Source organism: Prevotella sp. tc2-28 (assembly GCF_900107705.1).
Lineage (GTDB): Bacteria > Bacteroidota > Bacteroidia > Bacteroidales > Bacteroidaceae > Prevotella.
Genome location: NZ_FNRE01000004.1, coordinates 103,211 through 115,556, shown reverse-complemented (window position 1 = coordinate 115,556; position 12,346 = coordinate 103,211). Strand labels below are relative to the sequence as shown.

Sequence of the window (12,346 nt, the reverse complement as noted above, 5' to 3'; positions counted from 1 at the left end):
GCCGCAACCGATAATTATCCTCTGCCTGGACGGAGGTCTTTAACACGCACGGCCTTACCTTCGGAGACAGGCAGTGAGCCTTTCTTCACCAATTTAACTCGCGGTGTCAGCAGAATCTCATCCTTCAATGCACGCTGGATGTCGCGCGTCATCTTCTGGAGTTCTGGATAGACATCGGTATTCAGTCCGTCTAGTTCTACCTCTACAGTCATGATATCGTTATCATCCTCAGTATCGAGGGTAATCAAGTAGTTGCTACCCAATCCCGGATACTGAACAAGGATCTTCTCAACCTGCATGGGGAACACGTTGACACCTTTGATGATAAACATATCATCGGTGCGTCCCTTGATTCGGTCTATACGACGATGGGTACGTCCACACTTACACTCACCGGGGATAATGCGCGTCAAGTCGCGGGTACGGTAACGCAGGATAGGCATCATGGTGCGGTCGAGCGTGGTGAGTACCATCTCGCCAATCTCTCCGTCGGGCACCGGTTCGAAGGTGTCAGGATCGACAATCTCAATGATATAGTTATCTTCCCACAAGTGCATTCCACACTGTTCCTTACATTCAAAGGCAACACCGGGACCATTCATCTCAGTCATACCAAACGAGTTATACGCCTTGACACCCAGCATACGCTCGATACGACGACGCTGCTCTTCAGTATGAGGTTCTGCACCTATACATAAGGTACGTAGCTTAGTGCTACGAGGATCTATGCCTTCTTCCTGGAAAACTTCTGCCAGGCGGATGGCATAGGAAGGAATGGCATGCAGACAAGTAGTTCCGAAATCTTTGATAAACTTAATCTGGCGCTTCGAATTACCAGCAGCAGCAGGCACCGTCATTGCTCCAAGCCACTCGGCACCATACTGGAAACCAAGGCCACCAGTGAACATACCGTAACCACTGGAGTTCTGGAATACATCGCTCTTACGGCATCCAACCATATACAAGTTGCGTGCAACCATGTTAGCCCACGAACAGATATCGTGTTCAGAATAGACGACGACACAGGGATTACCCGTTGTTCCACTGGTAGAATGTATACGAACGGCTTCGTCCATATTTGCACCAACGAGTCCGAAAGGATAGTTGTCGCGCAGATCTTGCTTCGTGGTGAAAGGAATCTTACGTAGGTCTTCAAGACTGTTGATAGAATCAGCCGTGATGCCTAACTCTCCCAGACGCTTTTTGTAGAAAGGCGACTGGAGACAGACATTGATGGTATCCTTGAGTTTCTTAACTTGCAGCTGCTGAAGCTGTTCACGAGGCATTTTCTCAATTTCCGGCTGCCAGTACTCGCCATCGGGCTTAATGGTAGCCATGATTTTTTCATCGGTCATATCTTATCAGTTTATATTGATTATTCATTTGCTAGTTGCATCATCATCACTGCCGAGAGTCCTGCCGTCTCAGTGCGCAGACGACTCGTGCCCAGATGGACGGACTTGAATCCTTTGTCCATCGCACGTCGCACCTCGTCGATAGAAAAGTCTCCTTCAGGACCTATCATCACCACAGCATCACAAGTGTCAGAAGACAGACGTAACTCATCAAACAGATAGGTACGTGGTATTTCGTCGTAACAATGGGCAATATACTTGTGCTCCGTCGAAATCGTATTGATGAAGTCGTCGAAGGACTTGATTTCATTCACTTGGGGCATCCATGCCTTTCTGCTCTGTTTAACGGCAGAAATAACGATTTTCTCGATACGCGGAAGTTTGACAATACGACGCTCAGAGAACTGACAATCGAGGAAAGACAATTCGTCGACACCGATTTCTACGGCTTTCTCCACCATCCACTCGATGCGATCCATCATCTTCGTGGGTGCTATAGCTAGATGTACACTACCCTTCCACTGACGCTCCTGAGGCAACACATCCTTGATGGCATAACAGCAATGATGAGTGTGCGCCAAGGTCACTTCTGCACGGTAGTAGTTACCCTTTCCGTCCATCAGCATCATCTCGTCGCCAGCCTTCAACCGAAGCACGCGCAGGGCATGTGTCGCCTCTTCTTCTGGCAACTCGGTGCAGTTGGCAGCATCCGGCACGTAGAAAAACCTGACCTCTTTCATCTATTCATTTAATGCTTGATTTCCTTAATCGGTTTTTGCTCTGGTTTAAAGACCAAAGCGAAACAAATGCCTACAACCAATGCGAAACTGGCAAAAACAAACCAACAGGTCTGCCAGTCACCGTTCAAGAAACCATTCTCCCACTGACAATAGGTATTGACAATCTCACCAGCTGCCAATGTACCGATGGTAGCTCCAAGTCCGTTAGTCATCATCATAAACAATCCCTGAGCAGAAGCCTTGATGTTAGGCTCGCACTCCTGATCAACGAAGATACCTCCCGAAACGTTGAAGAAGTCGAAAGCTACACCATAGACGATACAAGAAAGAATAAAGAAGATGACACCTGGCATAGCTGGATTGCCAATGCCAAAGAAGCCAAAGCGGAACACCCATGCAAACATCGACATCAGCATAACAACCTTAATACCGAACCGCTTCTGGAAGAAGGGGATCATCAGGATGCACAAGGCCTCACTAATTTGTGATATGGAGGTAAGCAGCGTGGCATTATTGGCTGCAAATGTATCAGCGAACTCAGGAACTCCCTTAAAACTGGTAATAAAAGGACCTGCAAAGCCATTAGTAACTTGCAGGCACATGCCTAACAAGGCAGAGAAGATAAAAAACAGGGCCATCTGACGACGTTTGAACAACCTGAAGGCATTAAGTCCTAGACTCTCGGAGAGAGACACATTACCCTCCTTCTTGACTAACGGACAATCCGGCAACGAGAAACAATAGACGAACAACAAGATGCTCAGTAAACCTGACACGAAGAACTGCATATAGGTATACTGGAACTTATAGTCGTTTTCGGCCAATGTGAAACCGAAACCCGTCTCGTCAAGATAGGCACAGTTCACCACCCACATGGTAGCGATGAATCCTACTGTACCAAGCACGCGGATTGGCGGGAAGTCTTTCACCGTGTCAAATCCATTCTTCTTGAGGATGGTGAATGCCACCGTGTTGGACAAGGCGATGGTCGGCATGAAGAATGCAACACTCAACGTATAGAGTGCGATGAAAAGAGATTTGTTGGTCAACTCTTCACCATATCCTGCATCCTGTCCCAACCACCAGCAACCCAGCATGAAGCCGCCTGCCAATAAATGGCATAGGCCTAGCAGTCGCTGAGGTTGGATATATTTATCAGCAACAATACCCATCAGTGTGGGCATGAAGATACTCACAATGCCTTGAATAGCATAAAACCAAGAAATCTCTTCACCTAATCCGGCAACGCCGAGATAGTTTCCCATGCACGTGAGGTAGGCACCCCACACGGCGAACTCGATGAAGTTCATTACCGCTAATCGTACTTTCAGATCCATAGTCGTCTTTATTTTATGTTATTGGTTTATCTTTATCAAACAAACGAACCACCCCGTCATTGCACTTTCTTAAGTTCAACCGGCCTTGGTGCCACTCGGTGCGGGCCAACTCCTGGGTCAGGGCGTAGTGGCGTTCCACCTGGCCGTCTTCCGACAATTCGACGACGTAGCGTATCAGGCACTGCCCTTCCGGGGTTATCAATTCGTTGCAGGCTATCCGTCTGTACGGAGTCTTTCTTGTTTGTTCCATCGGTTTTATTGATTGACTTATCATGGAATCGTATCAGTTGCATCTGACTGACATACATCAGTTTACGCGTATCAGAGAGATCGCCTCCATCACTCAGATAGATATAACCCGACATCTCCTTAAGTTTCTTATCTTTATTGGCAGGCACACGAATTTGCGAAAGACCAGCTATCGAAACGTGGTTAGCTGTTTGGATGATGCTATCACCTTCATATTTTGTCAGCACGCAGACGACGGCATCTTTGGAACCTGTCTGGTAGAGAAACTCTGACATAAACTGAAACATAAACGAGTCGCCTAGATGGAATGTCGTATCCACCTTGACCGTAAAATCAAAACGGTTCTGGGTAGGACGTGGAATGAGAAGCACCTCAGAGGTATTGGTCCAGATATTGGCAGTGTCGCCAGTCGTGCTATACTGAGAATATCGATTAAGTTCCCCCACTCCGGCACCCAATGCCTTTGCCTCGTCGTTCAGTCGTTCGCTGACATGTGAATAAATTTCCTTAAAGCGATCTGCACGGGAATAGTAATAGACCAAGGATGAGTCAAAGTCAGCCTCGCTGATACCATATTTTTTCAGCACAGCATCAAGATACACCTGCTTGTTCAAATCAGCCTCACTTCCTACCGAAGTCCTTGACATTGCCTGAGCGATATGGTAATCATAGAGGATTTCCTCCATTTCATCAGGCTGAATATATTCCGAAGGTACCGTTGGCTTACATGCCAACACCAACATCAGGACAAACAGGTATGTGACGCTATGCTTCATCTGTTTCTTCTGCTTTTTTCTTTAAAGACAACTCTCCTATCTCCTTGCGATAGAACAGCAACAGCAGTACAACGCCTACCGAGATGGCGGAGTCGGCAAAGTTAAAAATCGGACTGAAGAAAACATAGGGCTCACCACCCACTACAGGAACCCAGTCTGGCCAAGTGGTCACAATCAGCGGGAAATAGAACATGTCGACCACCTTTCCCATCAGGAAAGGGGCATAGCCAGTGCCGAAGGGCACCAGATAACTGGTGTAGAACTCAGAACTGGCGTTGAAGATGAGTCCGTAGAACATAGAGTCAAAGATATTTCCCGCAGCACCTGCCATCACCATAGAAATGCAAATAATGTAACCCCACCGGGCATGTTTCCGGACTTGCTGTGCGATGTAATATCCTAAAACTCCAACGGCAACAATACGGAAGATGCTAAGCACCAGTTTGGAACCTATCTCCATTCCGTATGCCATCCCGTTGTTTTCTATGAACACAATCTTGAACCATGAGAAGATTTCTATCTGCTCATGAAGCGTCATATGCGTCTTCACCCAAATCTTGATGACTTGGTCGATAAGAAGGACGGCCAGCACAATAAGTGCAGCCAGCCATCCTCGTTTTACTGTTTCCCTGTTAGCCATTTACTTTTTGCCTGCCAACTTTGACTCCACGCTCAGTGTTGCGTGAGGAACAGCACGCAGGCGCTCCTTAGGAATAAGTTTTCCCGTAATACGGTCAATGCCGTATGTCTTATTCTCAATACGTGTCAGTGCAGCCTTCAATCCCTGAATGAACTTCTGCTGACGGGAAGCCAGCGAGATAAGTTCTTCCTTAGACTGGGTAGCACTACCCTCCTCCAATGCTTTATACGTAGGTGATGTATCATCGACGTCATTAGAGTCTTGATTCATCAGCACGCGCATCATCTGGTCGTAGTCACGTTTGGCCAGCGCCAGCTTCTCATTGATAATCGCACGGAACTCTTCCAGTTCTTCGTCCGTGTAACGTGTTTTCTCAGCCATAATACATTAAGATTTAGTTATTTTAATATTCAGTTTAAAGTCGTCAAATTCAACGTTCTGACCGTCGTTGGCCTCGAGTTTCAAGTCATCAGCCAACACCTGACGGGCAATATAGTTTCCAAAAGCCTCAACAGCCTTAGTGGAAGCCTCGTTAGGCTCAATGCTGACACGGATGTGGTCTGTAATCTCCAGACCACTCTTCTTACGGATATTCTGGATGCGGTTTACTAACTCACGGGCCATACCCTCGGCACGCAACTCATCAGTCTGGGTGATATCAAGGGCTACTGTCAGGTTGCCTTCGTTGCCTACCAGCCATCCAGGGATATCCTCACTGATAATCTCTACGTCCTCAGCAAGAATCTCATAGTTGCCCAACATCAGGCGTCCGTTGGTCTCAAGCTCGGCAATCTGTTCCTGTGACATCTCAGCAACTGCAGCAGCTACGGCTTTCATGTCCTTACCGAACTTCTTACCCATTGTACGGAAGTTACATTTCACTTTCTTCACCAGGATGCCAGCACCCTCAACGAACTTCACTTCCTTCACGTTCACCTCTTGCAGGAAGATCTGCTTCACACTCTCGATAGCCTCACGCTGAGCCTGGTCAACGGGAGGAATCATCAGCGTCTGCAGAGGCTGCTTCACTTTGATACTCTCCTTACGACGCAGGGCGAGTACGATAGTGGTTATACGCTGGGCAATAGCCATGCGTTCCTCCAAGTCCTTGTCGACAAGTGTTGCGTTGAATTCGGGGAATTTATCCAAGTGGACACTATCCAGCTGACCTCCGAGGTCTTTATACAACTGATCGGCAAAGAACGGAGCAAAAGGTGCCAGCAGTTTCGAAACGGTCATCAAGCACTCATACAGTGTCTGATAGGCTGCCAGTTTGTCGTTGTCCATCTCCTTGCCCCAGAAACGTTTCTTGTTCAGGCGGACATACCAGTTGGAGAGGTCTTCATCCACAAACTGGTCGATGAGTCGTCCGGCACGTGTGGGATCGTATCCGTCCATCTCCTGCTCAACACCCTGAACCAATGAATTCAGGCATGAGAGTATCCAACGGTCAAACTCTGGACGCTCGCTGACAGGAATCTGAGGTGTCTGCGGGTCGAAGTTATCCACGTTGGCATACATCGCAAAGAGTGAGTACGTATTATATAAGGTGCCAAAGAACTTACGGCTGATCTCAGCAACACCCTCTGGGTCAAACTTCAGGTTGTCCCAAGGCTCTGAGTTGGTCATCATGTAAAGGCGCACGGCATCAGAGCCATACTTGCCAATCATATCGAACGGATTCACCACATTGCCGACATGCTTGGACATTTTGTTGCCCTTGGCATCAAGCACAAGACCACTGGAAATAACGTTCTTGAAAGCAACGCTGTCGAAGATCATCGTAGCAATAGCATGCAGGGTAAAGAACCAGCCACGCGTCTGGTCGACACCCTCGTTGATGAAATCGGCGGGGAAAGCCTGTTTCTTATCGATTAGTTCAGCATTCTCAAACGGATAGTGAATCTGTGCGTAAGGCATAGAACCTGAGTCGAACCACACGTCAATCAGGTCACTCTCACGCTTCATCTTCTTGCCTGTGGCACTGACTAGGAAGATATAGTCGACATAAGGACGGTGCAAGTCTATCTTGTCATAGTTCTCTTTAGACATATTGCCAGGAACGAAGCCCTGGTCCTTCAGCGGGTTGCTCTTCATGAAGCCCGCTTTGACGGCCTTCTCTATCTCGTTATAGAGTTCCTCAACGCTGCCGATACAGATTTCCTCACCATCCTCTGAACGCCAGATAGGCAGTGGTGTACCCCAGAAGCGCGAACGTGAGAGGTTCCAGTCATTCAGGTTGTCGAGCCAGTTGCCAAAACGACCCGTACCCGTTGACTCGGGTTGCCAATTGATGGTCTTGTTCAGCTCTGACATGCGTTCCTTCTTGGCTGTGCTCTTGATAAACCAGCTATCCAGCGGATAATAGAGCACGGGCTTGTCGGTACGCCAGCAGTGAGGATAGTTATGGACGTGCTTTTCTATCTTGAAAACTTTGTTCTGGGCCTTCAGGTCCATACAAATGGAGATATCCAGCGTCTCGTCCTTATCTGTCAGCGTGTCGTCGTAGGCGTTCTTCACATAACGTCCCGCAAATTTATTCCACTCGGCTGTGTTGACGTAGTTCTTCACAAAGTCTTCGTCAAGATCCTCTATCACAAAGTACTTTCCCTGAAGGTCAACAACAGGACGCTCAGCACCTTTCTTGTCAATCAGCACGATAGGACAGATACCTGCTTTCTTGGCCACAAAGGCATCGTCGGCACCGAAGTTCGGGGCAATATGTACGATACCAGCACCATCGTCGGTGGTTACATAGTCACCAGGAATCACCTTGAAGGCATCACCCATCGGCTTAATGGCAGGCATCAGCTGCTCGTACTCCATTCCAACGAGGTCTGTACCCTTATAGCGTGCTACGATTCGGTATGGAATCAACTTGGCGCCCTTTTCATAGGCGGGCATCTCCTCACCATCGGTAATGGCACCCTCGGCAGGCAAATAGGCGTTCAGACGGGCTTCTGCCAGAACAACGGTAATCTTCTCTGCTGTATAGGGGTTATAGGTCTGCACGGCCACATAGTCAATCTTCGGACCTACGCAGAGGGCTGAGTTGGCAGCCAGCGTCCACGGTGTGGTGGTCCAAGCCAAGAAGTACGGTGTGCCCCACTTTGTCATCTCAGGTTTCGGATTCTTCATCTTGAACTGAGCCGTACAGGTGGTATCCTTCACGTCACGGTAGCATCCAGGCTGGTTCAGTTCGTGCGAGGAAAGTCCTGTTCCTGCAGCGGGCGAATAAGGCTGGATGGTGTATCCTTTGTAGAGCAGGCCTTTGTTGTAGAACTGCTTCAGCAGCCACCAAAGGGTCTCGATATACTTGTTGTCGTAGGTGATGTAGGGATTGTCCAGGTCCACAAAATAGCCCATCTTCTCCGTCAGTTCACGCCACTCCTGGGTATACATCATCACGTTCTCGCGACACTTCTTGTTGTAGTCCTCGGTAGAGATGTACTTGTCGCTCTCCTTGTTGTCGATGTCGGCCTTGGTGATGCCCAGTTCCTTCTCAACGCCCAACTCTACGGGCAGTCCGTGGGTGTCCCAACCTGCCTTACGCTTCACCTGATAACCCTGCATGGTCTTGTAGCGGTTGAAGGTGTCCTTGATGCTGCGCGCCAGCACGTGATGGATTCCAGGGTGACCATTGGCCGATGGAGGACCCTCGAAGAATACGAATTGTGGACAACCTTCCCTCTCCGTCACGGAGCGCCAGAAGACGTTTTTCTCCTTCCACGTCTGCAGCACGTCATCGTTCGTCTGCACCAAATTCAAGCCTTTGTGTTCGGCAAATCTCTTACTCATAAATATCGATATTTTCTTACATATTTCCTAATGACGTGCAAAAGTAAGCATTTTTTTTCGAACCACCAAATTTTTTACCTCGCAATTAGGCATCTCTTTACAAAATATAACCAAACGGCAATATGTAACTTTGTAACAATGTAACTTTGTAACATTAAGCTCATTCCGAAGTGCGTAATTTATCAGTTAAAAAATATAATAATATATTATTATATATTTTAAAGTAATAAACTGGCATAAATAGAAAATCCTTATTGTTACATTGTTACAAAGTTACAATGTGACGAAACTGATCTCCAAAACGGTCTTAGTCTGGTCACCGACGGCCACACGATGGTCTGTACGTAGACCAACAACCCACACGATAACTCCCTGAGCATCAACAACTACAAGCTGGCGACGCTTCTCGAAAACATTCATCTTCAGGCCGGTCATCAGGTCGCTCAACAGCTTGCGGCCTTTCATTCCGTAGGGCACCATCCAGTCGCCCTCCTCCACCCTGCGGATGGTCAGCGGAAACACCACTTTGTCGGCATCAAGCGTAGCAATTTTGGGATTTTTCGATACGTAAACAGCACATTTTCGCACCTTAACCTTACTGTTTTCGTCCAAAATATACGTTCCTTCCTCAGGCACGACAATACGTTTCGAAGTCATCGATATTACGTTTCGATGGGCTTGATACGTAACATCCGTTTTTTCAACGATAAGACGGGTACGATCTTTCAAGACATCATACCCTGATGCGGAACTAACGATTCCACCGCTATCGGCATCTAAAATCTGGTGTACTTGACTGCCATTAAAACCATAGTTTTTGAGCCATTCGAATACCACATATTCACTTGAACCGTATTTCTCTAATTCACTTAGTTCAAGGATGTTACTGTCTTTATAATTATCCGATATCGCATCCAGTATTTTTTGTGCTTCCACCAAATTTTCAGCCGTCCGCTGGATATTCTCAGACACGGCAGGATTGAGTTCACAAAGCAAGGGCAGCACCTGCAAACGCACCTTGTTTCGCAGCGCGTCAGCCTCCAAATTGGTGCTATCTGTCACGTATTTTTGCCCTCTTCCCGACAAAAACGCCTCGATTTCTGCCCTCGAAACGCACAAAAACGGGCGCAAAATAAAGCCATTTCGTGGTTGAATACCCGTCAAGCCACGCAACCCCGTACCTCTAACAAGGTTCAAAAGTACCGTCTCCACCGAGTCATCACGGTGGTGGGCCACGCAGATACCAGCAGCACCCATATCCTGACGCAGCTGATCAAACCACTTATAGCGCAGCTCACGGGCTGCCATCTCTATACTCACCTTATGCAATTCGGCATATTCACGCGTATCAAAATGAGCACGATGGAGCTCTACTCCGAGCTGTTGACAATGCTCCACACAAAACGCCTCGTCCCTATCCGACTCAGCACCACGCAGATGGAAATTACAATGCGCCGCATGCACGTTATAGCCGGCCTCTTTCAACAGCAAGAGCAAAGCCACGCTATCTGCACCACCGCTTAAAGCAACTAGATATAAATCATTGACATTAAGCAGCTTATGTTTCTTGATATAATCTCCTACTTTACTCCACATAGAGCACCAAGCCCTTCAGGTATTCACCCTCTGGATGATAGATATTGATGGGATGATCAGCAGGCTGATGCAACTGATGCAGGATGCGAACCTTACGCTTGGCAAGTGCTGCTGCTGTAAAAACGGCATTACGGAAATGGTCTTTCGTAACCACTTGCGAACAAGAAAATGTAAAGAGGATACCACCCTTCTCTATCTTCTCGAATGCCTTTTGGTTCAAGCGCGTATAGCCCTTCAGCGCATTATGCAGGGCACCACGATGCTTGGCAAAGGCGGGAGGGTCAAGAATGATGAGGTTGTAATTCGAGCCAGCCTGCTCCAGATACTTAAAAGCATCTTCACAGTATGCTTCATGACGGGCATCACCCGGGAAATTCAGTTCTACGTTCTGCTTGGTGAGTTCGATGGCTTTTGCCGAACTGTCCACACTATGTACGAGCATTGCTCCACCACGCATCGCATAAAACGAGAAACCACCCGTATAGCAGAACATGTTCAGCACTCGCTTTCCTTTGGCATAATGCTCCAACAAAGAGCGGTTCTCACGCTGATCTACGAAGAAGCCCGTTTTCTGTCCTTTCAGCCAGTCTACGCGGAACTTCAAACCGTTTTCCGTGGCAATATTATCGTCGCTGTTGCCATACAGGAAACCATTCATGTCGTCGGCAGTCATGAAGGGAAGCGTCGTCTCGCTCTTATAATAAATATGTGAAATGCGCGAATCCATCACATCAACCAACGCACGAGCTATCTGCTTACGACATAAGTGCATGCCGATGGAATGGGCTTGCATGACAGCCGTCTGTCCATACACGTCGATAATCAGACCGGGAAGATTGTCACCCTCGCCATGAACCAGTCGGTAGGTGTTATTATCTGCATTATCGGCTATACCAATAGCCTGACGCATGGTCAAAGCCGACAAAAGACGGGAATGCCAGAATTCATCGTCAATCTGCACATCAGAAAACGAAAGGACACGAACGGCAATAGACCCCTGTTGGTAATGGCCGACAGCGATGAAATCACCCGTATTGGTTACCACACGAACGATTTCACCTTCCTCAATATCCTCGTCCATCCGTAGGATGGCACCAGAGAACACCCAGGGATGAAAGCGTCGTAGGCTCTCATCCTTCCCTTTCCGTAACTGAATCTGCTTGTACATCGTCTGCTATTTTGATAAGTTCATAATCACCAGTCTTCTCCAGTCGCATCAGCTCTTCATAGAGCATAATGCAGGCCCACGCATCCGTTGCCGCATACTGTTTCTGTCTTTCATTCAGTATGTCAGCCTCCCAATTCGTGAGCCGTTCACGTTTGGAAATCTTCTGACCAAAAAAGTTGGCATATAGTTTCTGAAGACTCAGGTCTTCCACACCAATCTCACGGACACGGGTTTGCAAGTCGATGAAAAGGCCTGCCTTAAAGTCACCCGACTTATGCAACATAGTCAGGTCATCATGCCACGAGAGTCCAATCTTAGGTACCGTAGTGTCCTCCAGAAGACGCTTGACAGAGGGCGATTTACCCAAAAGGTTGAGTCTGAACAGGAAACAAATCTCATGACTGGCCACCTGCAACAAGGCTACCTTATTCATGTGTCCTTTCTTAAAGGACGGACGCGTCTCGGTATCAACGCCTAAAACAGGCTGTGACAACAGATAGTCAACGGCTCTCTGCGCCTCTGATTCATTCAGTATCACCACGATACGGCCTTCGAAAAGGACCCTTGGCAATTCTGAAATTTTTTTCTTGTCGTACTTATTTAAGATTGTTTTCTTCATTTGGCGTACAAAGGTAATGCAAAAAAAACAAAAAACGGAAGATTTATGATGAAATCTAAGTTTTTATT

Annotated in this window: 10 protein-coding genes; all 10 read right to left on the bottom strand. The window is 47.6% G+C overall.

What is annotated here, in order from left to right:
- Window positions 1-14: 14 nt before the first annotated feature.
- The 10 genes from BLU47_RS04920 to BLU47_RS04875 all read right to left on the bottom strand — a co-directional run bounded on the left by BLU47_RS04920 (window position 15) and on the right by BLU47_RS04875 (window position 12,278).
- Window positions 15-1,337 carry a phenylacetate--CoA ligase family protein gene (locus tag BLU47_RS04920; protein WP_091959623.1) on the bottom strand — a complete coding sequence of 441 codons (1,323 nt, stop codon included), beginning with the start codon at window positions 1,335-1,337 and terminating at the stop codon, window positions 15-17.
- 38 nt (window positions 1,338-1,375) lie between these two features.
- Window positions 1,376-2,095, bottom strand: coding sequence for a 16S rRNA (uracil(1498)-N(3))-methyltransferase (locus tag BLU47_RS04915; RefSeq protein ID WP_091959261.1), 720 nt, complete (start codon window positions 2,093-2,095; stop codon window positions 1,376-1,378).
- Between the two features lie 8 nt (window positions 2,096-2,103).
- On the bottom strand, window positions 2,104-3,432 hold the full coding sequence (locus tag BLU47_RS04910) for an MFS transporter (protein ID WP_091959257.1): 1,329 nt from the start codon (window positions 3,430-3,432) through the stop codon (window positions 2,104-2,106).
- 56 nt (window positions 3,433-3,488) lie between these two features.
- Window positions 3,489-4,457, bottom strand: coding sequence for a DUF4296 domain-containing protein (locus tag BLU47_RS04905; protein ID WP_091959254.1), 969 nt, complete (start codon window positions 4,455-4,457; stop codon window positions 3,489-3,491).
- Complete coding sequence (locus BLU47_RS04900; protein WP_091959252.1) at window positions 4,447-5,097, bottom strand: lipoprotein signal peptidase; 651 nt, start codon at window positions 5,095-5,097, stop codon at window positions 4,447-4,449. Before BLU47_RS04900 ends, BLU47_RS04905 begins: the two co-directional genes overlap by 11 nt.
- Complete coding sequence (locus BLU47_RS04895; protein ID WP_091959249.1) at window positions 5,098-5,478, bottom strand: TraR/DksA family transcriptional regulator; 381 nt, start codon at window positions 5,476-5,478, stop codon at window positions 5,098-5,100.
- A 6-nt stretch (window positions 5,479-5,484) separates the two neighbouring features.
- Window positions 5,485-8,895, bottom strand: a complete 3,411-nt coding sequence (gene ileS, locus BLU47_RS04890; protein ID WP_091959245.1) for an isoleucine--tRNA ligase — start codon at window positions 8,893-8,895, stop codon at window positions 5,485-5,487.
- Between the two features lie 273 nt (window positions 8,896-9,168).
- Window positions 9,169-10,491, bottom strand: a complete 1,323-nt coding sequence (gene tilS / locus BLU47_RS04885; protein ID WP_091959242.1) for a tRNA lysidine(34) synthetase TilS — start codon at window positions 10,489-10,491, stop codon at window positions 9,169-9,171.
- On the bottom strand, window positions 10,481-11,659 hold the full coding sequence (locus BLU47_RS04880; protein WP_091959239.1) for a class I SAM-dependent rRNA methyltransferase: 1,179 nt from the start codon (window positions 11,657-11,659) through the stop codon (window positions 10,481-10,483). Before BLU47_RS04880 ends, tilS begins: the two co-directional genes overlap by 11 nt.
- Complete coding sequence (locus BLU47_RS04875; RefSeq protein ID WP_091959236.1) at window positions 11,622-12,278, bottom strand: 3'-5' exonuclease; 657 nt, start codon at window positions 12,276-12,278, stop codon at window positions 11,622-11,624. The genes BLU47_RS04880 and BLU47_RS04875 overlap by 38 nt, the downstream gene beginning before the upstream one ends.
- Between the last annotated feature and the right edge of the window lie 68 nt (window positions 12,279-12,346).

What these genes read in the sequence shown, in the direction of transcription:
- BLU47_RS04920 (WP_091959623.1), bottom strand. Translation starts at nt 1,337, where the DNA reads ATGGCTACCATTAAGCCCGATGGCGAGTACTGGCAGCCGGAAATTGAG.
- BLU47_RS04915 (WP_091959261.1), bottom strand. Translation starts at nt 2,095, where the DNA reads ATGAAAGAGGTCAGGTTTTTCTACGTGCCGGATGCTGCCAACTGCACC.
- BLU47_RS04910 (WP_091959257.1), bottom strand. Translation starts at nt 3,432, where the DNA reads ATGGATCTGAAAGTACGATTAGCGGTAATGAACTTCATCGAGTTCGCC.
- BLU47_RS04905 (WP_091959254.1), bottom strand. Translation starts at nt 4,457, where the DNA reads ATGAAGCATAGCGTCACATACCTGTTTGTCCTGATGTTGGTGTTGGCA.
- BLU47_RS04900 (WP_091959252.1), bottom strand. Translation starts at nt 5,097, where the DNA reads ATGGCTAACAGGGAAACAGTAAAACGAGGATGGCTGGCTGCACTTATT.
- BLU47_RS04895 (WP_091959249.1), bottom strand. Translation starts at nt 5,478, where the DNA reads ATGGCTGAGAAAACACGTTACACGGACGAAGAACTGGAAGAGTTCCGT.
- ileS (WP_091959245.1), bottom strand. Translation starts at nt 8,895, where the DNA reads ATGAGTAAGAGATTTGCCGAACACAAAGGCTTGAATTTGGTGCAGACG.
- tilS (WP_091959242.1), bottom strand. Translation starts at nt 10,491, where the DNA reads ATGTGGAGTAAAGTAGGAGATTATATCAAGAAACATAAGCTGCTTAAT.
- BLU47_RS04880 (WP_091959239.1), bottom strand. Translation starts at nt 11,659, where the DNA reads ATGTACAAGCAGATTCAGTTACGGAAAGGGAAGGATGAGAGCCTACGA.
- BLU47_RS04875 (WP_091959236.1), bottom strand. Translation starts at nt 12,278, where the DNA reads ATGAAGAAAACAATCTTAAATAAGTACGACAAGAAAAAAATTTCAGAA.